The sequence below is a fragment of the Bacillus sp. B1-b2 genome (assembly GCF_009183415.1).
GTDB lineage: Bacteria > Bacillota > Bacilli > Bacillales > Cytobacillaceae > Niallia.
Window position 1 is genome coordinate 26,455 of sequence record NZ_WEHU01000027.1, and the last position, 22,075, is coordinate 48,529.

General features: G+C 35.2%; 24 protein-coding genes. 17 read left to right on the plus strand and 7 right to left on the minus strand.

Translation table 11 applies throughout. The features are described 5' to 3' along the window. From F9279_RS19955 to F9279_RS20010, 12 genes are all read left to right on the plus strand, one after another. Positions 1–996 (plus strand): NEAT domain-containing protein (locus F9279_RS19955; RefSeq protein ID WP_193224639.1); only part of this gene is annotated, 996 nt, incomplete at its 5' end. Between the two features lie 79 nt (positions 997–1,075). Further along, complete coding sequence (gene isdE, locus F9279_RS19960) at positions 1,076–1,969, plus strand: heme ABC transporter substrate-binding protein IsdE (protein WP_152115992.1); 894 nt, start codon at positions 1,076–1,078, stop codon at positions 1,967–1,969. An 11-nt stretch (positions 1,970–1,980) separates the two neighbouring features. Continuing rightward, the gene (locus tag F9279_RS19965; protein WP_152115993.1) at positions 1,981–2,967 is read left to right on the plus strand and encodes a FecCD family ABC transporter permease; all 987 of its coding nucleotides are present in this window, start codon (positions 1,981–1,983) and stop codon (positions 2,965–2,967) included. Further along, on the plus strand, positions 2,954–3,727 hold the full coding sequence (locus F9279_RS19970) for an ABC transporter ATP-binding protein (RefSeq protein WP_152115994.1): 774 nt from the start codon (positions 2,954–2,956) through the stop codon (positions 3,725–3,727). The genes F9279_RS19965 and F9279_RS19970 overlap by 14 nt, the downstream gene beginning before the upstream one ends. A 24-nt stretch (positions 3,728–3,751) precedes the next feature. Further along, positions 3,752–4,522: a class B sortase gene (srtB, locus tag F9279_RS19975; RefSeq protein ID WP_152115995.1), complete on the plus strand. Its 771-nt coding sequence runs from the start codon at positions 3,752–3,754 to the stop codon at positions 4,520–4,522. Between the two features lie 3 nt (positions 4,523–4,525). After that, on the plus strand, positions 4,526–5,473 hold the full coding sequence (locus tag F9279_RS19980; protein WP_226793742.1) for an ABC transporter substrate-binding protein: 948 nt from the start codon (positions 4,526–4,528) through the stop codon (positions 5,471–5,473). 4 nt (positions 5,474–5,477) lie between these two features. Continuing rightward, positions 5,478–6,473, plus strand: coding sequence for a FecCD family ABC transporter permease (locus tag F9279_RS19985; RefSeq protein ID WP_152115996.1), 996 nt, complete (start codon positions 5,478–5,480; stop codon positions 6,471–6,473). Continuing rightward, a complete protein-coding gene (locus F9279_RS19990) occupies positions 6,473–7,243 on the plus strand; it encodes an ABC transporter ATP-binding protein (RefSeq protein ID WP_152115997.1) in 771 nt (256 codons plus the stop codon). The genes F9279_RS19985 and F9279_RS19990 overlap by 1 nt, the downstream gene beginning before the upstream one ends. Positions 7,244–7,261: 18 nt before the next feature. Further along, the gene (gene isdG / locus F9279_RS19995; RefSeq protein ID WP_152115998.1) at positions 7,262–7,594 is read left to right on the plus strand and encodes a heme oxygenase; all 333 of its coding nucleotides are present in this window, start codon (positions 7,262–7,264) and stop codon (positions 7,592–7,594) included. 296 nt (positions 7,595–7,890) lie between these two features. Continuing rightward, positions 7,891–8,928 carry a PTS transporter subunit IIC gene (locus F9279_RS20000; protein WP_152115999.1) on the plus strand — a complete coding sequence of 346 codons (1,038 nt, stop codon included), beginning with the start codon at positions 7,891–7,893 and terminating at the stop codon, positions 8,926–8,928. A 462-nt stretch (positions 8,929–9,390) separates the two neighbouring features. Further along, positions 9,391–9,867: a hypothetical protein gene (locus F9279_RS20005; RefSeq protein WP_152116000.1), complete on the plus strand. Its 477-nt coding sequence runs from the start codon at positions 9,391–9,393 to the stop codon at positions 9,865–9,867. 358 nt (positions 9,868–10,225) lie between these two features. Further along, a complete protein-coding gene (locus F9279_RS20010) occupies positions 10,226–11,188 on the plus strand; it encodes a bile acid:sodium symporter family protein (RefSeq protein ID WP_152116001.1) in 963 nt (320 codons plus the stop codon). 161 nt (positions 11,189–11,349) lie between these two features. Here F9279_RS20010 and F9279_RS20015 read toward each other — a convergent pair whose 3' ends face one another. The 6 genes from F9279_RS20015 to F9279_RS25310 form a co-directional block, all read right to left on the minus strand. Continuing rightward, positions 11,350–12,378, minus strand: a complete 1,029-nt coding sequence (locus tag F9279_RS20015; RefSeq protein WP_152116002.1) for a potassium channel family protein — start codon at positions 12,376–12,378, stop codon at positions 11,350–11,352. A gap of 1 nt (position 12,379) precedes the next feature. Further along, on the minus strand, positions 12,380–13,612 hold the full coding sequence (locus tag F9279_RS20020; protein ID WP_152116003.1) for a glutathionylspermidine synthase family protein: 1,233 nt from the start codon (positions 13,610–13,612) through the stop codon (positions 12,380–12,382). After that, positions 13,609–14,070, minus strand: coding sequence for an RNA helicase (locus F9279_RS20025; protein ID WP_152116004.1), 462 nt, complete (start codon positions 14,068–14,070; stop codon positions 13,609–13,611). The genes F9279_RS20020 and F9279_RS20025 overlap by 4 nt, the downstream gene beginning before the upstream one ends. 18 nt (positions 14,071–14,088) lie before the next feature. Further along, the gene (locus F9279_RS20030; protein ID WP_152116005.1) at positions 14,089–14,487 is read right to left on the minus strand and encodes a DUF350 domain-containing protein; all 399 of its coding nucleotides are present in this window, start codon (positions 14,485–14,487) and stop codon (positions 14,089–14,091) included. Positions 14,488–14,510: 23 nt separating this feature from the next. Beyond that, positions 14,511–14,846, minus strand: a complete 336-nt coding sequence (locus F9279_RS20035) for an aminotransferase yhxA (RefSeq protein ID WP_152116006.1) — start codon at positions 14,844–14,846, stop codon at positions 14,511–14,513. A 391-nt stretch (positions 14,847–15,237) separates the two neighbouring features. Continuing rightward, entirely contained in the window at positions 15,238–15,387 is a 150-nt protein-coding gene (locus F9279_RS25310; RefSeq protein WP_193224640.1) for a hypothetical protein, read from the minus strand. Between the two features lie 207 nt (positions 15,388–15,594). Here F9279_RS25310 and F9279_RS20040 point away from each other — a divergent pair, with 207 nt between their 5' ends. The 4 genes from F9279_RS20040 (at position 15,595) to F9279_RS20055 (ending at position 18,910) form a co-directional block, all read left to right on the plus strand. Beyond that, on the plus strand, positions 15,595–16,314 hold the full coding sequence (locus tag F9279_RS20040) for an ABC transporter ATP-binding protein (protein ID WP_152116007.1): 720 nt from the start codon (positions 15,595–15,597) through the stop codon (positions 16,312–16,314). Continuing rightward, positions 16,307–17,455 carry an ABC transporter permease gene (locus F9279_RS20045; RefSeq protein WP_152116008.1) on the plus strand — a complete coding sequence of 383 codons (1,149 nt, stop codon included), beginning with the start codon at positions 16,307–16,309 and terminating at the stop codon, positions 17,453–17,455. The genes F9279_RS20040 and F9279_RS20045 overlap by 8 nt, the downstream gene beginning before the upstream one ends. 80 nt (positions 17,456–17,535) lie before the next feature. After that, a complete protein-coding gene (locus tag F9279_RS20050; RefSeq protein WP_152116009.1) occupies positions 17,536–18,111 on the plus strand; it encodes a LysE family translocator in 576 nt (191 codons plus the stop codon). A gap of 22 nt (positions 18,112–18,133) precedes the next feature. Continuing rightward, positions 18,134–18,910: an AraC family transcriptional regulator gene (locus F9279_RS20055; RefSeq protein WP_152116010.1), complete on the plus strand. Its 777-nt coding sequence runs from the start codon at positions 18,134–18,136 to the stop codon at positions 18,908–18,910. Positions 18,911–18,971: 61 nt separating this feature from the next. On the opposite strand, the gene nhaC is transcribed toward F9279_RS20055, so the two are convergent. After that, complete coding sequence (nhaC, locus tag F9279_RS20060; RefSeq protein ID WP_152116011.1) at positions 18,972–20,354, minus strand: Na+/H+ antiporter NhaC; 1,383 nt, start codon at positions 20,352–20,354, stop codon at positions 18,972–18,974. A 510-nt stretch (positions 20,355–20,864) separates the two neighbouring features. Between nhaC and F9279_RS20065 the strand changes: the two genes are divergently transcribed. Further along, positions 20,865–22,070 (plus strand): amidohydrolase, encoded by a 1,206-nt coding sequence (locus F9279_RS20065; RefSeq protein ID WP_152116012.1) that lies wholly within the window; start codon positions 20,865–20,867, stop codon positions 22,068–22,070. The last annotated feature ends 5 nt before the right edge of the window (positions 22,071–22,075 follow it).

Here is a 22,075-nt window from a genome sequence, read left to right on the forward strand (position 1 = left end):
GAAGGAGAAGGAGAAAACCCAGGAACTACACCAGGTGAAGGAGAAGGAGAAAACCCAGGAACTACACCAGGTGAAGGAGAAGGAGAAAACCCAGGAACTACACCAGGTGAGGGAGAAGGAGAAAACCCAGGAACTACACCAGGTGAGGGAGAAGGAGAAAATCCAGGAACTACACCAGGTGAAGGAGAAGGAGAAAATCCAGGAACTACGCCAGGTGAAGGAGAAGGAGAAAACCCAGGAACTACACCAGGTGAAGAAGAGCAGGAACAAACTGGTGTATTACCAAATGGTGAATACAATGCACCATATTCCGTTCTTCACGGTTCAAAAGAGGAAGCATCTATGGCAGATACTTACTTTGTAAAACCAGCTAAGCTTGTAGTCAGAAATGGCGAAATATTCGCTCAAGTAGAAATGGATGCTACGAATATTAAAGAGCTATTGGTAAATGACAAAGCAGTAACGATTATTTCTAATAATGGTAAGACACAAATCGTGGAATTTTTAGTAGAAGACATAACGAAATTAATCAATGCAAAAATTCACGTAGTTGTGGAAGCATTCAACTATGACCATTGGTATGACATTCGTTTCCAATTCGATACTTCAGACCTTCCGTTAAATGACGGAAACACTAACCAGGGTGGAGGAAGCGAAAATACTGGTGGTACTGGCAATAGCAACAATGGTAGTGGTACTGGCAATAGCAACAATGGTAGTGGAACTGGTATAACAGGTGGAAATAACAATGTAAATAATGGTTCTACTAACAACCAATCAGGAACAAATCAACAAACTACCAACAATACAACCAATCTTAACTATGATCGAACAAAAGATGGAAAAGTAGAAACCACAAAAAATACAACAACAACTACTGCAGGTTCTGTAGAAAACGCTAAAACTGGCGATCATACACAAATCCTATGGTATGTAGCGTTATTGCTTGTTTCTATGCTTGTCCTTGGTAAGAAGTTACGCATAAAAACACTATAAGATTATCTCTCCGCTAGAACGTTTTGTTCTAGTGGAGAATTAATAGAAGAAAGAGAAATGAATAGGAGGGAGGATAAGAATGAAGACTTGGAAGATGATTTTTTCCTGTATATGTCTCCTCATACTTGTTAGTTGTTCCAATACAAATTCAACTACTACAAACGAAATAAATGATACAAAAAAAGAAACACAATCAGATGAACCTAGAATAATCGCAACCACTTTAGCCATAACAGAAATAATGGATGCATTAAACCTCGATTTAGTTGGCATACCCACTACTCAATATACCATACCGAAACGCTATACAGGGGTAACAGAAGTCGGCAATCCAATGAGTCCAGATGTGGAAATAATTAAATCATTGAACCCAACAGATGTTTTATCTGTTACCACATTAGAATATGATTTGAAGGAATCTTTTCAGAAGATGGAGATATCATCACAGTTCCTTTCATTGGATAGTGTGGAAAATATGTTAGCAACAATTATTGAGTTAGGTAAAGAGTATGATCGAATAGAAGAAGCAGAAAATCTAGTATCCTCTATTCAGGATAAATTAACAAGTACCAAGGAGAAAACGAAAGACAAAGAAGCACCAACAGTATTAATTTTACTAGGTGTACCTGGTGGAAGTTATCTTGTAGCAACAGAAAACTCTTATGTAGGGAATCTAGTGGAGGTTGTTGGAGGAAAGAATGCCATCACTGGGCAAAAGCCAGAGTATATTTCTGCTAATACAGAATACCTTCAACAAACAAATGCAGATGTTATTCTTCGATTATCTCATGGTGTTCCTAATCAAGTAGCAGAAGAGTTTGAAAAGGAATTTAGCGAAAATGACATTTGGAAGCACTTTAATGCCGTGAAAAATGAGAGAGTTTATGACTTAGAAGAACCTATTTTTGCTACTACTGCTAATTTAAATATGAACACTGCAATAGATCAATTAGTAAGTATGTTATATGAGTAAGGAAGAGAGAGATGAAGAAAACCATTATAAGTTTTATCGTTGTATCCATTGGCTTAATAACCATGATCGTGTACTCGACGATAAATGGAAGTATTTCCATTCCATTTGGAGAGATGCTGTCTGGTTTAATTTTTGGTGGAAATGAACAAGTAGAGATTATTCGAGATTTACGCTTACCAAGAATTTTAGTATCAGTTGCAGCTGGTGCCGTTTTTGCTGTATCAGGCGTGTTATTTCAAGCAGTCATGCGGAATCCATTAGCAGAAGCAGGGATTCTTGGGATATCCTCTGGAGCTAGTTTTTTTACGTTTTTTGGAATCTTTATTCTTCCAGGCTGGTATATAAGTGACACTTTATTTTCCTTCATAGGTGGAGCGATTGCTTGTGCCATTATTTATTGGTTATCTTGGAGATCAGGCTTAAAGCCAATTAGGGTTATATTAACTGGTATTGCGATAAGCGCCATGTTTACAGGTTTAAGAGATGCTTTCCTTAATATTTGTTCTTTCTTAGGTATTTCTGTGGGAGATACAAATGCATCAAGCCTCACTATGAAAACTTGGGAGGATGTACAGGTTATTGTAATAGGAGGAATAATATTTCTATTATTAGCTTTCTTTATTAGCCCTTGGTGTAATGTACTAAAGCTTGAGGATAGAAAGATTATAGATTTAGGACTTAATATCCAAGCAATTCGGATTGTGGTATCCATTGTTGCTGTCTTCTTAGCTTCACTTGGTACAGCTGTTGCAGGGGTTATCTTGTTTGCAGGATTAATTGTTCCACATATATCTAGATATTTAGTCGGCAACAATCACTATGTTCTCATCCCATTTTCCGCATTAGCAGGCTCCTTATTATTGTTAATGGCAGATACGGTTGGAAGAATACTAATCGCTCCTTTAGAAATACCTGCATCAACAATCATGTCTATCATTGGTGGACCATTCTTACTATTTTTATTAAGGAAGGGAGAAAAGATAAATGGAGTTTCGTGATCTTACGTTTTCCTATCAAGCTAAAGAGCCCTTCATTAAGAAAATATCAGGAATCATTCCAAAGGGAAAAATCACTTCCATCATAGGTCCTAACGGTTCTGGAAAATCTACTTTATTGTCCTTACTTGTGAGAAATCAAGAAATGGAAAGTGGGAGTATTCTGCTTCATAACAAGGATTTATATAGCTATAATGCTAAACAGTTGGCAAAAGAAATAGCCATCGTTTATCAAAGTAATCAAACAACAGATGATATGAGGGTAGAAGATTTGATCCGTTTTGGAAGATTGCCTCATAAAAGCATTTGGAAAAAGGACTCAAAGGAAGATGAGGAAGCGATAGATTGGGCTATTAAGTGTATGCAGTTAGAGAAATATAGAGCAAGCTTTCTTGATGAATTATCAGGAGGACAAAGGCAACGGGTTTGGATTGCCATGTCTTTAGCACAGAAATCAGATGTGCTATTTCTGGATGAGCCAACTACATACTTGGATATTTATCATCAAATAGAACTACTACAGCTTATTAGTAGATTAAATGAGACATACAACATCACCATCATTATGGTCCTTCATGATATTAATCAAGCATACCGATATAGTGATCAAGTTATTCTTATGAAGGATGGAGAAATTGTGATGAATGGATCACCTAATAAAGTGATAACAGCAGCAACTATTAAAGAAATTTATGCTGTAAATATAGCAGTTAATCAGCAAGAAGAGAGCGGTGACTCTTATATTGTTCCATTAGGAATTTAGTTGTCGTCAAGAGGAGGATTAGCAATGAGCATGACAAGAAGTAGTTTCTATCAAAGACTAATTACTATTATAGCGTTAGGGGTCTTTGTCTACTCATTGTATCATTTAGTGCCTAGTCTCTATGACTATTATAAAAATGATAAAACGTTAAAAGGGGTACAGCAGATATATGAAACAACTCTTGATGTAAAAGGAGACGATGAGAATGGCGAGATCGTTCGTTCTTCCTTTCTACTTCTTCAGGAAATTAACACAGACATTGTTGGTTGGATTACAGCTGATCAAACAAAAATTCATTACCCTATTTTGCAAGCAGAAGATAATGAGTTTTATTTAACTAGAAACTATCAAAAAGAAGAAACACGAGCTGGTAGTATTTTTCTAGACTATCGTAATGATACAAATCTAGAAAACAATTGGAATACCATTATTTATGGTCATCGAATGAAAGATGGCAGCATGTTTGGTCAACTAAAGAAGTATTTAGAGAAAGACTTCTTTAACGAGAATTCCACTATCTACTTAGATTCCTTATATGAAGGCTATGATGTGGAGGTATTCTCTGTATACCAAACAACGACTGATTTCTACTATATTGAGACAGAGTTCTCTGATGGACCAGACTATCAACAATTTATTCAACAATTACAAGAGAGATCGTTGTACGAAGCAGATGTGGAGATTGGGCCAGATGATCAAATTGTCACACTGTCCACTTGTGATTATGCAGTAGATTCATTAGAAGGTAGGTTGGTTGTACATGGAAAATTGGTTAAACGTGGAGAGGCAGGTTAGAGCGTGTTTGTAAAGAAACGTATTTCTTTGCTGGTAATGAGTGCTACTATGCTACTTCTGAGTGCATGTCAACCAGCAGCTAGTACTGTAAAAGAAAGTAATGGAGCCATTCAAATCACTGATTTTGCGAATAGAGAGGTTTCATTTAATGAGCCACCACAAAAAGTCGCAGCGTTAGGCAGTGGGGATGTTGCTATAATGAGCTCTTTTGGCATAACGGTTGTAGGTAAGCCAACTTTAACAGGTAGTGAGGAAGAAGAGGGAAATCTAAAAGAGGTTCAAGAGGTTGGTACTACTCATGAAATAAATTATGAACAAATCGCTCTTTTACAGCCAAATGTGGTCATTGGGAATGTAGCTTTCAACCAGGATGATGTTGCTTCTATCGAAAATGTTGGTGCAAAGGTCGTTCTAACAGAAGCTAATTCTATTCAAGATATTAAAAAGCAAATCACCTTATATGGAGAGATGTTGCAGCAAGAAAGCAAAGCTATTCAAATTAATCAAGATTTAGATTCGAAATTAGAAGAAATAAAAACAACTCTAACAAGAAGTGAAAAACGAGTGTTGATTGTATATGGAGCACCAGGAACTTATATGGCAGCACTTCCGAATTCTCTGAGTGGGGATATATTGACAACAGCTGGGGGAGTTAATATTGCAGGTGATTATGCAGCATTAGAGAATTTTCCACAGTATGCTCAGATTAATACAGAAAGAGTGGTAGAGGCAAATCCAGATGCTGTTCTATTGATTACACATGGTAATCCTGAAGAAATAAAAAAAGGCTTCTTAAAAGAAATGGAACAAAGCTCTTCATGGAATAGCCTGAAAGCAGTAAAAGAAGGAAGAGTAGAGGTTTTACCAAGTAAGTTATTCGGTTCTAACCCAGGAACTAATGTAACAGAAGCAGTTTCTTATATGGTGGAACTATTGAATAACATGGAGTGAAAAAATGAGAACAGAAGTAAGAAAGAAACGAAGAATTCAACTATTACTCGTATTAACGATTCTCTTATTAATGGCTATATATGCTGGTCTTTCCTTTGGTGCGGTATCTGTTCCTTGGAGTGAATTTATAAAGGTATTTAACGGAGAAGGGGAAGAAACATTTAGCAACATTCTTTACCAGTTGAGATTGCCGCGTATTCTTGTTGGATTACTAGTAGGAGCTTGTTTAGCTACCTCTGGAGCACTTCTTCAAGGAGTCATGAAAAATCCTCTTGCAGATCCAGGAATAATCGGCGTTTCAGCTGGTGGTGGGCTCATGGCCATGATAACGATGATTATTTATCCACAGTATGGTTATCTCTTACCATATGTTGCTTTTGCTGGAGCCTTTGGGGCAACACTATGTATTTATTTCTTTGCATGGGATAAGGGATCATCACCTGTTAAGATTGTCCTTGCTGGTGTTGCTATGAATGCATTACTTGGTGCTTTAACTAATGGAGTAATGGTTCTGTATAGTGATCGAGTTCAATCTGTTATTGGATGGCTTTCAGGTGGATTGAACGGTAGAAGCTGGTATCATGTAGAAATTATCTTACCAGCAGCCCTCGTTATGTTAGTTCTTAGCTTCTTTGCTATTAAGCCAATTAATATCCTCCTTCTAGGAGACGATTCAGCAAAGATACTTGGGCAACATGTAGAGTTAGTGCGGATGCTAATCATTTTTCTAGCTTCTTTTCTTGCAGGCATAGCTGTTAGTGTTGCTGGGTTAATTGGATTCGTAGGGTTAGTAGTTCCTCATATGATTCGTCTATTAATAGGGGAAGATTACCGCTTTCTTTTACCATATTCTATGCTTGGTGGAGCGGTATTAGTGGTGATAGCAGATACAATAGCGAGAACAGCCTTTGATCCGATTGAATTGCCTGTTGGCATTCTTCTGGCAGCTCTTGGGGCTCCTTTCTTTATCGTTCTTTTACGAAGAAGGAGGATGATGTGATGAATGCCATACAAACACAGAATGTTTTCTTTCAGCAAGGTGCCTTTCAGTTTCAAGATTTATCTCTAGCCATTGAAAAGGGAAAAATGACAGCTATTGTAGGGCCAAATGGTTCAGGGAAATCTACTACCTTAAAGTTATTTGCAAGATTATTAAAAGCAAAGCAAGGAGAGATTCTCCTCCAAGATCAATCTATTAAGGAAATGAATCGTAATGAATTTGCGAGAAAAATAACCTTATTGCTACAGTCAAAAGAGACATTACCAAATATTTCAGTCAGAGAACTAATTGCCTTTGGAAGAGTCCCTTATCAAAGCAGGCGAATCAACAATGTGAAAGAAGATAAGGAAATAGTAGACTGGGCAATCAAAGAATGTCATTTAGAAGATTACGAGAATCGGATGCTCGAGACCTTGTCAGGTGGAGAATTGCAAAGAGTAAGAATTGCGATGGCACTAGCACAAAAAACAGACATCCTTTTGTTAGATGAACCAACTACCTATCTAGATATTGCTCATGTTATTGAATTAATGGAATTGATGAAAAAAATCAACCATAAATATCAAGTCACGATTGTGATGGTTCTTCATGAACTAGCTTATGCAGGTGCTTATTGTGATTCTTTGATTGTCATGAAAAAAGGAGAGGTACATACACAAGGATGTTCTATGGATGTATTAACTTCCAAACTATTAAAAGAAGTATATGAGGTGGATGCTACTGTTTTTTTTCAAGAAGGATTCCCCTTAATCATACCTAATAAAAACTAAATTCTAGGAGGAATAAAGATGTATATTGTAACAAATACAGTAAAGGTAGAAACAGGATTTGCAGATGGATTTGTGGAGAGATTTAATCGTGTAGGAAAAATTGAAACGAAAGAGGGATTTGTTGGCTTAGAAGTACTTTTAACTTCTAATACAAAAGGATATGAAGAAATCACGATTGTTACTCGCTGGGAAAATAAAGAAGGCTTCCTAGGTTGGGTAGGCAGTGAAGAGTTTAAGGAATCTCATGCTCATAGAGATGGAATGCCTCCATTTATCATCGAAAATAAAACAACTCATTATGAAGTAAAGGTACAAAGAAAACCACTCACTGGGGAAGTTGCAGCAAATTAAAATACACTGGTAAGAAAAGATTATATGAACGAAGAATAGCAAGAAATCAGTATTGAAATCTGATTTTTCTTGCTATTCTTAGTTATTTATTACAAATTGAACATTTTTTTATTTGTTTGCTAATATTTTGTTTAATTTTATTAAATATCTTTTACATATTGCATGTTTGTGATGTTTTTACCTATCAACCTAACTCTTTTTCACTTTCTTGCGTTGAAGCGTTAAAAAAATTCATTGACGCTTACCTCTTTTCTCCCATATAATAAACTTCAAAATCAGGGAATGGGGAGTTCAAGGTGAAAGAGTTCTTAAAAAAATTATTAAATGGTATTAGTATTGGAGTGGTAGTAGCATTAATTCCAAATGCATTGCTCGGAGAATTATTAAAGCTCTTAATCCCTTATTTTCCACCATTACAGCATGTGCTTGATATTACTGTCTTTGTTATGAGTTTATTACCAGTATTAATCGGAGCAATGGTCGGAATATCTTTTAAACTATCATCTATTCAAACTGCAAGTGTAGGAATTGCTGCAATGGTTGGTAGTGGTGTAGTAGCAAAAACCGCGGAAGGATTGTATACCTTAAACGGAATTGGTGTTGTAGTGAATACTGGGATTACGGCTGCCTTAGCTGTACTATTTGTTCAATTTGTTGGGAATCGACTTAAAGCATACTCCATTTTACTATTGCCAACACTCAGCATATTAATTCCAGGGATGGCTGGTTATTTATTGTTACCTTACATAAAATCCTCGACGGGACTAATTGGCTTAGGAGTAGAGAAGCTTACTACTTTACAGCCTGTGATTATGGGAATGGTTATAGCTATTATTTTCTGTTTAATTATTCTTTCACCCATATCCACAGTAGGAGTAGCAACTGTTATTTCTCTTTCAGGAATAGGTTCAGGAGCAGCAAATCTAGGGATTGTTGCTGCAGGTATTGGACTTGCAATAGCAAGCTATAAAGCAAACTCTTTAGGAACTGCATTAGCCCATGTTCTTGGTTCTCCAAAAATCCAAATGGGTAATTTTATTTTGAAGCCAAAGATCGTCATGCCGATGGTTATTACGGCTGCAATCCTTGGTGCACTATCTGGAATCTTAAATATACAAGGAACTCCCTATAGCGCAGGATTTGGATTATCTGGACTAGTTGGACCAATGAATTATTTGCGTTTAGCAGCTGGTGGTTGGAATGGCGAGAATATCATGATTATGATCTCTACATTCTTTGTTATTCCTATTATTGTCAACACACTTCTCATTTATCTATTTTCCAAAAAGTTAAAGATGATTAAATCAGAGGATTATAAGTTGAATTTTGATTGATTTTATATGTGCAAGAAGAGTTACTGAATCTAGTCAGCTCTTTTTGTACATTTTTTGTTTTCGTACCTCTTTTTCATCCCCTTTGTAAAGAATAATTATCCAGAGTATATTAACTATCAGCTTGTAGAAAAAGTAATTTAGAAAGATGAAATAGAATTTTTATCCAGATGATTGTAGTGGAAGGGGTGAGACTCCTGTGGGATCTGCGAGACAGCTGAGACCCTGCAGGCGCATGCGCCGAAGCGGCTCAGCGCGAGCCCCACGGAAAGCGAACCCCTGTAACGGAAATCATCCCCTTATTCAGCAGTGTGTTTAAATATACAACTTTGTATTCTCCCTTACTCCATAGAGGGGTTTCTCGACAGCCTGAGAGTATATTAACTCTTTTAAAATTTGGACAGACAATAGAATAAAAGAAAAGGCTAAAAGAAATGCTAAGTAAAAAAAGTGAGGATTATAAAAATGTCAAAGAAAAATCAAGTGTTTCTTAATATTGTCATGGTAGGTTTATCCTGGTTATCTTTATTTACTATTGGAAGAAGTAATTTGAAAAGATTTGCTCCAGCAACTCTCATTATTAGTATAATAGAAATAATAAACGCAATAATGGGAAAAAAACGAAAATGGTGGGTTTTTTATAATAAACCAAATAAATATTTATTCGGAGAATTTCCCTTTAATATAGGTCCTTTTGTGCTAACTTCCTTTTTTACTTTGAAGTTTGCTTATGGGAATTTTAGTAAGTTTATGATAATAACTGCGATCATACATGCGATATTTGTTTTTCCAATATCATTTGTAGCAAAAAAGTTGAAGTTATACACGTTAGTTCGAATCAATAATGGCTATTTCTTTCTGTACTTCTTATTAAAAGCTCCTATACTGTATTTCCTTCAATTTCTTTTCGAAAAATTTAATACCAAATCAGTAGAGAATTAGGAAATTAAGGTTTCACACTAGACACTTGATAGTATTAGAGTCGAGTGTCTTTTTCTTTAGTAAATTCCAATGGCGTAAGCTTAAAGGGAATCCTTATGATAGAAATTCACCTTCTTCATTAAAAAAGACCGCTTCGTTGATAATCCTTATTGTACAAAAATAAAAATAGTGAAAGTGAGCCTTTTTTTAGTTCCCTAAAAAAATCACTACACAACTCAAACTAAAAAAAAATTATCAAAAAATCTGACAAAACTATTGCAATTTTAGAGCAGAGTAGTAACTTGAAATATTGAGAATATAGTGACAGAAAGGGGATAAATTCATAAACGAATCCCAATAAAGAAAAAGGAGATTATTTATGCTACAGAGTTTAAATAGCTTGTTAGGCAAATGGATGCCATTTCTTACACCAATTAGTGTGGTTATAGGAGTCTTGGCTTCTGTATACTTGCAACCATTAGCCTTCTTAGTACCATGGATTTTTGCTTTTATGACTTTTGCAGGAAGTCTAAATTCTAGTTTTGGTTCGTTAAAGCATGCAGTGACACATCCGCTTCCAATATTCCTGGCATTAGGCATTTTGCATATTATTATTCCAGTATGGGCTTTTGGGGTTGGTAATCTCTTTTTTCAACATAATCCACTTATTATTACTGGATTAATCTTAGCAGTATCTATTCCAACTGGAATTACGAGTGTCATATGGGTAACTATGTATAAGGGGAATATTTCATTGGCACTAGCTATTATCTTAATTGATACGATTCTTTCGCCATTCATTGTGCCGGCTACTGTTGCTTTATTGATCGGAGAATCTGTACATATGAATGTATTTGAAATAATGAAAGGTCTTTTCCTGATGATTGTTATTCCATCCCTCATTGGAATGCTAATTAATCAATTTATGAAGCCTAACTCTTTGAAGAAGGTCAGCAGCAATATTTCTCCGTTATCTAAATTAGGATTACCAATTGTTATTGCTATTAATAGTTCGGCCGTAGCTCCTTATTTAAAGCAAATTGACTTCGAATTTATTCAGATTACGATCGTTATGCTATTTATTGCAATAAGTGGCTATCTATTCTCTTGGTGGGGAGGTCATTTGTTGAAGCTTAAGGAAACAGAAACAGTTTCGCTGATTTTTACAGGTGGGATGAGAAACATTAGTGCAGGTGCAGTGCTTGCTGTTAGTTTTTTTCCACCACAGGTTGCTGTTCCTGTTATCGTTTGTATGCTGTTTCAGCAATTATTGGCTGCTACTCAAGGACAGCTTCTCAGTTTTAAAGCAAATAAAAAAGAAAAAGAATCTGTTAGTATGTAGCCCATTATTTTCTAAATTAAAAAGTACTCTATAGAGTAGACGATAAAAAACCTACTTATAGGGTACTTATTTGTATAATTAAAAAACGCAACTAGAATTAAGAAATGTATGATTGGGAAGATATGTACGTTAAAAATTGCATCTACATAATTCTCCTAGATTCATCCTACAATTTTAAGATAAGTATCCTCATCACAAATAATAAAAAGATTAGCATCTTTAGGAATTTTCTCATGATGTCTACGAGCAATATCTAGAGAACTTCCATCTGAAATGAGAGTAGCTCCCATATCAAATAATTCAATTGCTGCATCACGATATGTATTCCAATGTGGCTTAACTGTGATAGGATAGAGATTTTCTCCATCTGTATGGCTTAACATTTGCTTAAAGAGCTTACTAGATCCATGGTGGATAGCAGCCTGCGCCATTAAACGAGACACAGAATCATTGGACAGGATAAATTCATCTACATTTGCATGTTCAAACAAGGAAATATGCTTATCTTTTTTTACTTCAACAATAGTATAAATATTTCTATTGTATTTTTTTGAGATATGTTCCACCCTTGAAGCAGTAAGCAGTGTCTTACCGTCAGCATATTCTGCATGTTCGTTGCGATCATCTGAAAAAATAGCAACAGACTTAGCTTCAAGTATATTGGCTTGTAGCATTACTTCTTCTTCGGCAGGGTTTCCGCTAACGAAGTGGACATTATCAGCATTTATCGGGCAATTTTGGGCATGATCAACAATAACGATATCCTTTTTATGACCACTACTAACTAGTTCTTCGATAACATTCTCTAATTTTTCTTTTGAACCACCAATTAGTAGGTAATGATTTTTACCAGTGTATTTCAGCTTCCCTTCCTCCTTCCATTTGTGATAAGTACTAAAACCTTCAAACAGCTTTCCAATAATAATTCCCATTCCACCTATTCCGATGGTATAGACAAGAAGCATAGTGAATATTCTTCCAAATGTGCTAGTGGGATAAAGATCACCATACCCAACCGTCACAACAGTAGTCATGGTCCACCACAATGCATCTATAAAGCGGGGGAATGTATTTGGCTCTACTACCCTCATAGTAATACTGCTTATCAAAATCATGGTGAAGGCGAGAAGGATTGCATGTAGAAGTTTAATCTTCGTTAATCGAGAGAAGATTTTATGAAAAATCCACATGCTATTCCTCCTCCTTGGCATAGCCAACTGGCAAATAGTAAGAAAGGTTATTGGTAATAGTACCTCCAATTCGATAGCCAATTGCTCCAGGTTTTCCATTTAGCAGAAAGCTTCCTATAAGTAGTTTTCCATTTTGTATGCCTTTTTCACTGTTAAATATAGCTGTAGGATGTTCAATAAATTGCTGATAAATAGGAATATACTCTGTATAGGAGCTTTGTGCTTCTTTTAAGAGAAGTTTTCCTTCGTTATCGTAAATTTCTACCGTATCTCCCTCACGACCAAATACTGGCTTTTTAACAAAAGGGATTCTATTCTGTAGGAAATATTCCTCTTCTAAATAAGTAGGAAGAAAGTAATCATGTATCCAAACGTGCTCTTCCTCTGTAAAGAAATCATGCTTCTCTTCATGTAATCCCCAAATAATAGCTTGAACAGCTTTATTTTGAAGTAGAAAGGCAGATGGCGGATTAAGAACAGAAAGCTTACCTTCTTCTATCAATTCCAACATCCATAATCCTATTGGATTCCCTGCTTCATCCTCATCTATTATTAAGTTTTCGATTGGAAAAGTTTGGCGATATAGGATATCTATTCTTCTACCTTCTTCATCAAACAAACCTATTCCTCTTTGAATTTGTAGCTTATGAAGCGGAATAAAAGTAGCATTCATTCCTTCCATTATATAGAGGACCGTTTCACGATCTTCTATATTATCTTCATGTGCAGTAAATACGATATAAGGATTTTCTACAGTAGAACTCTGTGTAATACTGATATGAATAGCTCGATGTAATAATTGCTCCATCCCATCATTAGGATTATTCAGTCCAAACTCTTCACAAATTTTTCCGTTCACATGGAATAGTTCTTTAATAAAAGTAGGGGTATCAGCATTAATTTCAATGCATTTATAGCTATTTCCATATGGAATTAAATCAAGTCGCGAGATTACTGTCTCAGGATGTATTGTTTTTTTTCTAATAAAGGAAAGGGTTTCTTCTGGAAACCCCATCTCTAGAAGTGTTTCATTTGGAACTTCTCGAAGCAAGGAAGCTACTTTGAAAAAAATAGCTCCTACTCGCTCAGTTACTAGACGAATACGAGAGACTTCCTCTTCTTTTACCTGTTTTATATCATAGAGAGCATACTCTTCTCCATATAAATCTGCCCAGAAACTATCTAGTTTATTGTAAAACTGTTTGCGTAATAATTGGTGCTCTGATTGCTTCAACGTGCTTCCTCTCCTAAATCGGTTACGTAAAGTACATAAACTCCTCGATCTTCATCAATTTCTGTGGAGGTTACCATCATTCTTCCGATACTTGGAATATCTACAATATCTTTTAAAAGAAAACGCAATACATCGAAATGTGTGTTACATGGAATGCGAGATACTAAGCGGAAGTTTTCTCGTTCATTAGGGCTGCGAAACTCGATATGTATACCTTCCCCACGAAAGCTTTTTTCTGCTTCGCCAGACAAATTTCTACCAAGCTCCTTAATAACTAAAATCTCTTCTTCGCCATCCATTTCATTTGCTATTAGTTCATACTGTGTTCCTCTTAAAATAAAATACGTACAGAGTTGTCTTGCGTACATTTCATCTTTTCCAACTGAAGGAATTGTATATTCATAAAATGGGTCGTATTTTCCATTTCCTCTATCAATATAATAAGTTAGTACTTGCAACAAGCTTCCCACCCATCATTAGTAAGATAGACACTTCGCAATAATTAAACCAATAGCTAATGATAAGGATAGAAGCATAATCCCGACAGCTCGATTATCCTCTTCAATTGCTTTTGTCAGACTAAAACGAATAGTAACCAGTTCAGCAATTAAAAATACTAGAATTTGAGAAACTATTCCAATAGCACCCCAAATCACCATATCCATTAAGGAAACAGAATATTCAGCAGCAGCACCTAGTACTAATGCAAGTCCAAGCACCTTTCCTCCTAAAAACATTGCAGCTGTCGCATTTTTCTCTCCAATTAAAGTGAATTCCTTTAATTTAGGAGTACTTAATGTAAACAAAATCATTCCAACTACGAGAAGAAGCAAAGCTACTCCTAGATAAGAAGCAAAATTAAGATATAAGTTCATTTGTATTCTCCCTTTTAAATTTTTTATCCTCCGTAGCTTTTAGAGCCACTGCCAAATCCAGAGCTTTTGTTAGAATCTCCGGCAAAGGAGGAACTGTTTTTATAGCTTTTATAATCAGTGCTCTGTAGCAACGAGCTTTTTCCGCTATAATATCTTCCTCCGTAGTAATAGTGGCCATAGTGGCTAGATCTGTCATCATCACATTCCCAAACACCATCATCACTATCCCACTCCCAATCATCACAATCTGTGTCAGTTGGAGGAGGTGGGGCATCTGCGCTGCTTGAACTACAACCTGAAAGACCAATTGTGAGTGCAGTTGCAGAAATACCAGCCATCACTAATTTAGTTTTTCCCATTTTTTCACCTCTTTTCCTGTTTTCATACTATCTTACGGTTATGTAAATAAAAAGATTCTTTTTATTTTTAATCGATGTTTATTTTTAACACTAGATAATGAAGGGGGGAGGTTATTAGGAAGCAGTATTAAGCGTCTATATTTAAAATATAGAATTCAAGGTCTCTAAAACAGGTAGTAAAGTGGTTAATGAATTGAGGCAAGGAGATAGAAGGAAAGTGGTACTAAGAATCGTTATAAGAACCATAAAAGGTAGAAAAAGCAGGGAAAGTGGTACTAAGAAGTATTCTCAAAACCACCAAAGTAAAGAAAAAGTGACTCATAGAGTAATCTATAAGTCACCTTCATCATCATTTATATAATAACTCCCACTAAAAGCTAATTCTCTTTATCTAATAAACTCGAATCATTTCATAAATATCTACGTCATGTATCACTCTTGTATGCTTGGATTCAATGCGCTCAAATTCTTCCAAACTAATCATCATTTGTGGGTCTCTTAACTGCCAGCTTTTCACTTTATTAAAGATAATGGTAAGCATTGTGATTCCTCCATCAATGATTATTTCTGCACTACAAGCCTTATTGTAAAAGGTAAATTTTGAGAGAAGATAAAGGGATTGTTAATGTATTTGAAGTTTCTTTGTAGAGGAATTTATAATTAAATATTCTATTAATTAGGATAAAATAGGAAAATAGGTAAAACTTTTTTCTGTTTCTTCCGTATTATAGGTAATTGGAGGGGTTATATGAGTTTATTAGAGATTACTATTAAGCAAGCGGGGTATGAGAAGGATCAGCAGATTATTAATGACATTCAATTTTCTTTAGAAAGTGGGGAATGGGTTGGCATCATAGGCTCTAATGGTGCAGGAAAGAGTACTACTATTAAAGCCATATTAGGGCTACTTGCAAATTTAGATGGTACTGTTGCATTTCGTGATGATGCATCATATGCCTATATTCCAGAAAGACCCATATTTTATGATGAAATGACGCTTTGGGAACATTTTGATTTTATAGCTGCAGTAGAAGGGTTAGATAATCAACGCTACTGGAAAAATATTGAGAGTATGGTGAAGCTATATGGAATGGCGTCACATGTTCATGAGTATCCTGGCAAGTATTCAAAAGGCATGCAACAAAAAGCGATGCTACTTTTAGCGATGGCCAGTAACCCAGAAATATATATAATAGATGAACCTTTCATGGGATTAGATCCTCATGCAATGAAACTTTTTCTTCAATCTGTACAAGCTGAGAAGGAAAGGGGAGTCGGGATTCTAATGACGACCCATGTTTTAGATACGGCAGAGAAGATATGTGATCGATTTATCCTGATTGATCAGGGAAGATTGCGCGCAATGGGAACGTTAGCAGAAATCCAAAAAGAGTGTAACTTACCTAATGGCTCTCTTTACGAGTGCTTTCATTCTATCTCACAAGGTAGTGAGATAGATAATGAGTAGGAAGATATTTTGGGAAAGGTTTCGTAAAAGTATTCACGATCAATTTAGAATAGTCGGTACCGTGTTAGATTGGACTGTTATTCTTTATATTCTAATACCTGGACTCATCTTTTTAGGAATTCAATACGTATCTTGGTGGCAAGATATACCTGTTTGGATGAATTCTATTCCACTTTTATTCCTATTTTTTATCCTTTGCTTTTTTTCTATGACTGGTACCATTAAGACGTTTGTGGAACAAGCAGACTCTATATTTTTAATAAAAAAAAGCTTTGTTTTTATTAGAATGAAACAGTATGGATATTTTCTTACGATTCTAACGGGATGGCTAAAAATTTCCCTTATGTTAATTATTGTCTTGCCATTTTTTGTTAAGCACTACCATATGTCTGGATTATCCATACTTACTATGACTGTTTATCTATTTGGGCAATATGTGCTTTTTCTACTATTAAATTATTATCGTAAAGTAATAGAAGAAAGATGGAAGCTATGGTTAGTTAACATACTTATGTATAGTATCTTTGGACTTATACATCTAACTATATTTAGGATGGTTGAAATAGGTATGTATATGGGTATTATCCTTTTATCAACCTTGAGCTTTGCAGTTGGCTTATTCTTTTCTATAAAAAGTCTTGGTTCATTAAAATTTATGGAATATGATCTAAAAACAAGTAAGGAACAAAGTGCAAAATCTACAAATTTTATTCTTACTCTTTCCTCAGATGTGGAAAAACCGATTATTATAAAAAGAAATAAGCCATTATTTTTTAGAAATTCTAAAAGAATATTTAAGCATAGAAGTAAGAGGAATGGTTTCTGTGAGTTGTTTATAAAAGTATTTATTCGAAACTTTGCCTATTGGGGAAATTTCCTACGAATTATCTCTGTATTCTTAGTAGCTATCCTTCTTATACCGCCTTTATGGATTAAAATTTCTCTATTACTTGCTTTCCTTATTATGATTCATTCATGGCTTACAGCTGTTTGGAATAAAGTCATTACTTTTCATCCAGTTACGAGAAAATATATAGAATCAGAAGGCTATTTTCATGCGAAAAATAGAATGGTTTGGGGAGGAAGCATAGGAGCATTTATCCTATTACTAAGTGTTGTATTCTTGGTTTTATGGTTATAAATATCTCTGCAATAATGTACTATATACTAATTTGATAAAGATGTATATTCAAAAAAGATCATTCTCGAAAGGAGCTTTTTATGAGTATTACATCTTTTGTTATATATTGTATAATAGTAACATTTTCTCCAGGTCCTACGAATATAGTCATTTTATCCACAGTACATAATTATGGTACAAAAAAGGCATTAAGATATACCTATGGTGCAACTATTGCATTTGGCGTTCTACTTGCTATTTCTGCTCTATTAAATACTTTGTTAATTACGTTTATTCCAAGGATTATTCTAGCAATACAAATTATTGGAAGTTTATATATGCTATATTTAGCTTATCAAATATATAAAATGGACACTACTAAAGCATCTAGTAATAACACAGCGACATTCAAGTCTGGGTTTCTCATGCAATTTTTAAATCCGAAAGTAATATTGTTCACCATGACGGTAATCCCAAGCTATATCTTGCCAAACTATATGGAAAAATATGCTGTTAGTATGAGTGTAATTGGGATAACATTTATTGGATTTCTTGCATTTACAACATGGATTGTTTTTGGAAAAGTATTTAAGCGTTTCTTACAAAGCCATAGTAAGCTAGTAAATGTGACACTAGCACTTTTCTTAGTGTATTCAGCTACAATGGTATGGTTTTAGAAATGGGCTGGAGGAGAGTAGGTTGGAGAAGTTTGTATATAAAAAGTCTGTAGGTGTTACAGCTTTATCTGCTAGTATGAAGGAATTCACCTATAAAAAGCATTCTCATAAAGAGTATGCAGTAGGAGTCACTTTACGAGGAATACAACACTATAACCTAGATGGTAGTTTGCATTTATCTCATCAAAATGGTGTTATGCTTTTTAATCCTGAACAGGCGCATGATGGAAGAGCACATGATAAATCGGGCTTAGATTATGTCATGTTGTATATGGAGCCTGAGTTACTTCTAGATATTGGAGAGAAAAAAGACATTGCCTTATTTTCTAATCCAATCGTCTATGATTCAAGATTAAAGCAACATATATTAAATCTTTCCACCGCCATTTTTACTGAAAAAGAGGAAGCATTATGCAGTGAATTGCTTTTATCTCTTACAGATAACCTTTTTCAAAGAAATGCTATTGAAGGTAAGAAAAAGGATAGCCCTCTTATAAAAAAGGCAAAGGAAATGATTCATGCTCATATAGGTAGTGTACTGAAACTCGATGACATCTGTACAGAACTTCAAATATCTAAGTATCAGTTCATTCGCTTCTTTAAAGCGAATACTGGCATATATCCATATCAATATTACTTGAATAGCAAGCTAGAGCACGCTAAGTTATTAATTGAGAGGACCCGAGATATTTATTCGGCAGTAGTAGAATGTGGGTTTGTAGATTTACCTCACTTAAATAAGCACTTTAAAAGCGTATATGGTATAACAGCATATGAGTATATGCTTAGTATAAAATAAAAGGCAAAGAACTTGTTGAAATAACAGTCTTTGCCTTTTTTTACGATTAGGAGAGTGAACTTTACCTCTTCTTTTGTAAAGAAATTCCTGTGAATCCATAGAACAAGGTAATGAAAGGAGACAACAAGCAGAAAAAGGTAAAAGGAACATAGTCCATAACGGAAACTCCTAATACAGAAGCAAGGAAGACGCCACAAACACTCCAAGGTACGAGTGGATTAACTACCGTACCAGCATCCTCTAGTACACGGGAAAGATGCTTTGGTTCTAATCCAGCTTTTGTAAAATTATCTTTAAAGGCATTACCTGTTAGTAATATAGATAAGTATTGCTCACCGATAATGAAGTTAATCGCAATGGCCATACCCGCTGCTGAACAGATTAACGCAGAAACGCGATTTAGGATTTTTTGAACAACTGATAATAGTGCAGGAATAATTCCTAATCTAAAGAGCAATCCTCCCATACTTAAGGCAAGTAGAATGATAGATATACTGAACATCATACTTTCGATTCCACCTCTTGATAAAATGGAATCCAAATCCGCAACTCCACTAGTTGCCTTGTATCCTGAATATAATAAATTCAACATACCTTCCAAATTCACTCCGTTGTTTATCCATATGGAGATAAGAAGTGCAGAGAGAACTCCAGAAAATAAGGTAGCAATAACAGATGCTTTCTTAAGTGCAAGGATGGCTAATATTAGAAAAGGAATTAGAGAGTACCAATGAACAAGATTCATATTTAATAATGTCTCTTTAATAATCTCTATTTTCTCCATACTCTCAATCGATCCCTTAGGTGAGAGTATTAGGTAGACAATAAAGGAAATAATAAAAGCTGGAATAGTTGTCCAAGCCATATCTTTAATATGCTCAAAAAGGTTAGTTCCTGTAACACTTGCAGCTAATATAGTAGTATCCGATAAGGGAGACATTTTATCACCGAAAAATGCACCAGAGATAACAGCACCAGCTGTAATGATAGGTGATATATCTAAAGCAGTACTTATTCCAATAAATCCAACTCCGATTGTTGCAGCCGTTGTTAAGGAGCTACCAATACACACACCAATAATGGCAGTAACAACAAAAACAATGGCATAGAAAAATTTCCCTGAAACTAATTCGATAGATAAATAGATAAAGGTTGGGATGGTACCACTGGCCATCCAACTACTAATAAGCATTCCTATAAAAAAGAAAATCATAATAGCTCCTAACCCTGGTTTTACTCCATCTATCATAGCTTTTTCTAATTCTTTAAAACTAACCTTCTTGATAGCGCCATATAGTAATAGCATGATAATCCCTGTCATGATAGCAATATGTGGTACAACCTCGATTTTAATTATCAAAAATCCAAGTACGCCCATTAATAATATGGTAAATATAGCTGCCTCGGCGGCATGTATGTTTAATGCTTTATTCTCTTGAATCAAGAAATTCTCCTCCAGTGTTCTACTTGTCTTTTATTACAAAAAAATAATAATAGCGAACTATTACTATTTTACATAAACGCTTTTAAGCGTTAAAGTGAGTGTGCAAGATTATACAGTACAGTACTTTTTCCATTCTGTCAAAATAGTATTAGTATGTGTGATACGAAATTTGTCTCATTATGTAGAATTAAGCGTATAATTATACACTCTAACTTTTATCTTCGTGTGGTAAGAATATTTTTTAGGAGAAATTATCTTACAAACCCTTTTAGTAGATAAGTAGAATAGAAAGCGTATTCAGTGTTGGTATACAAGCCTAGGAATAAATATACATATAAATTCTATATTGTAAGATTGTTTAACAACTATTCAAAATATTCAGAAAATAATATTTACAATGTACTAATTCCTCGTTAAAATACTAGAAAAGAGGATAAGTTCCATTCCTTTTTTACTTAAATTTAGCAACCTTGCTGAATCTATCATTTATGCAAATGGAGGGGTAGATGTATGTTAGAAAAGTGGCACGAGGAATTAACGGAAATGTATGACCAGATGGTGGAATGGAGAAGACATTTTCATCAGTATCCTGAAACTTCTTTTCAAGAAGTAGAAACACCCAAGATGATTGCAGACATACTAGAAGGATTCGGCATTGAAGTAAGTAGAAATGTAGGTGGAAGAGGCGTTGTAGGCAAGATTTATGGAGCTAAGCCAGGCAAAACCATTGCTTTACGTGCAGATTTTGATGCATTGCCTATTCAAGATGAAAAGGATGTTCCTTATAAGTCAAAAGTTCCTGGTGTCATGCACGCATGTGGTCATGATGGGCATACTGCTACTTTACTAGCGGTTGCAAAGGTTTTGAACGATAACAGAGCAAGCATTGCCGGAAATATTGTTTTGCTACATCAGCATGCAGAAGAGATGTTTCCAGGTGGTGCACAAGCAATGATTGCAGATGGTTGTCTAGATGATGTAGATGTTGTTTATGGTTCCCATTTATCCTCATTAAGTGAACTTGGAAAATACTATTATAAACCAGGCTATTCACAAGCTGCTGCAGATTCTTTTGAAATAACGATAAAAGGAAAGGGTGGGCATGGATCAGCACCGCATGAAACAATTGATGCACTGGCAGTTGGAACAGCCTTAATTACGCAACTCCAGTTTATTGCAAGCCGGAGAGTGGATCCATTAAATCCTGTAGTACTATCTATCGGTTCTTTCCATGCAGGAATGGCGAAAAATGTGATAGCAGATACAGCAGTAATGACAGGTACTGTCCGAACCTTAGATAAAGAATTGCGTGACTTCATGGAAGGTGAAATTAAACACATGGCAAACGAACTATGCGAGAGTATGCAAGCATCTTGTGAAGTAGATTATACAAGAGGCTATCCTTCTGTTAATAATCACGAAGAAGAAGTAGCAGTTTTTGAAAGTGTTGTAGAGAATACATTAGATAAAGGCATGCTTACTCGTTCTGTACCAATTATGGGAGCCGAAGATTTTTCTTATTATATTGAAGAGAAGCCAGGAATGTTCTTTCATACAGGTGCGAAAGTGTCAGACGGTATAGCTTATCCACACCATCATCCGATGTTTGATTTTGATGAAAGAGCCATGATAAATACGGGAAAAGCATTTCTAAGTATAGTAGATTATTATGTCTCTCTTTCCTTAAAAGAAATTGCTGCTGAGCCAGTTGTATAAAAAAT

Excerpts from the sequence above, each read along its gene's own strand:
- isdE (WP_152115992.1), top strand. The coding sequence starts at position 1,076 with ATGAAGACTTGGAAGATGATTTTTTCCTGTATATGTCTCCTCATACTT.
- F9279_RS19965 (WP_152115993.1), top strand. The coding sequence starts at position 1,981 with ATGAAGAAAACCATTATAAGTTTTATCGTTGTATCCATTGGCTTAATA.
- F9279_RS19970 (WP_152115994.1), top strand. The coding sequence starts at position 2,954 with ATGGAGTTTCGTGATCTTACGTTTTCCTATCAAGCTAAAGAGCCCTTC.
- srtB (WP_152115995.1), top strand. The coding sequence starts at position 3,752 with ATGAGCATGACAAGAAGTAGTTTCTATCAAAGACTAATTACTATTATA.
- F9279_RS19985 (WP_152115996.1), top strand. The coding sequence starts at position 5,478 with ATGAGAACAGAAGTAAGAAAGAAACGAAGAATTCAACTATTACTCGTA.
- F9279_RS19990 (WP_152115997.1), top strand. The coding sequence starts at position 6,473 with ATGAATGCCATACAAACACAGAATGTTTTCTTTCAGCAAGGTGCCTTT.
- isdG (WP_152115998.1), top strand. The coding sequence starts at position 7,262 with ATGTATATTGTAACAAATACAGTAAAGGTAGAAACAGGATTTGCAGAT.
- F9279_RS20005 (WP_152116000.1), top strand. The coding sequence starts at position 9,391 with ATGTCAAAGAAAAATCAAGTGTTTCTTAATATTGTCATGGTAGGTTTA.
- F9279_RS20010 (WP_152116001.1), top strand. The coding sequence starts at position 10,226 with ATGCTACAGAGTTTAAATAGCTTGTTAGGCAAATGGATGCCATTTCTT.
- F9279_RS20015 (WP_152116002.1), bottom strand. The coding sequence starts at position 12,378 with ATGTGGATTTTTCATAAAATCTTCTCTCGATTAACGAAGATTAAACTT.
- F9279_RS20030 (WP_152116005.1), bottom strand. The coding sequence starts at position 14,487 with ATGAACTTATATCTTAATTTTGCTTCTTATCTAGGAGTAGCTTTGCTT.
- F9279_RS20035 (WP_152116006.1), bottom strand. The coding sequence starts at position 14,846 with ATGGGAAAAACTAAATTAGTGATGGCTGGTATTTCTGCAACTGCACTC.
- F9279_RS25310 (WP_193224640.1), bottom strand. The coding sequence starts at position 15,387 with ATGCTTACCATTATCTTTAATAAAGTGAAAAGCTGGCAGTTAAGAGAC.
- F9279_RS20040 (WP_152116007.1), top strand. The coding sequence starts at position 15,595 with ATGAGTTTATTAGAGATTACTATTAAGCAAGCGGGGTATGAGAAGGAT.
- F9279_RS20045 (WP_152116008.1), top strand. The coding sequence starts at position 16,307 with ATGAGTAGGAAGATATTTTGGGAAAGGTTTCGTAAAAGTATTCACGAT.
- F9279_RS20050 (WP_152116009.1), top strand. The coding sequence starts at position 17,536 with ATGAGTATTACATCTTTTGTTATATATTGTATAATAGTAACATTTTCT.
- F9279_RS20065 (WP_152116012.1), top strand. The coding sequence starts at position 20,865 with ATGTTAGAAAAGTGGCACGAGGAATTAACGGAAATGTATGACCAGATG.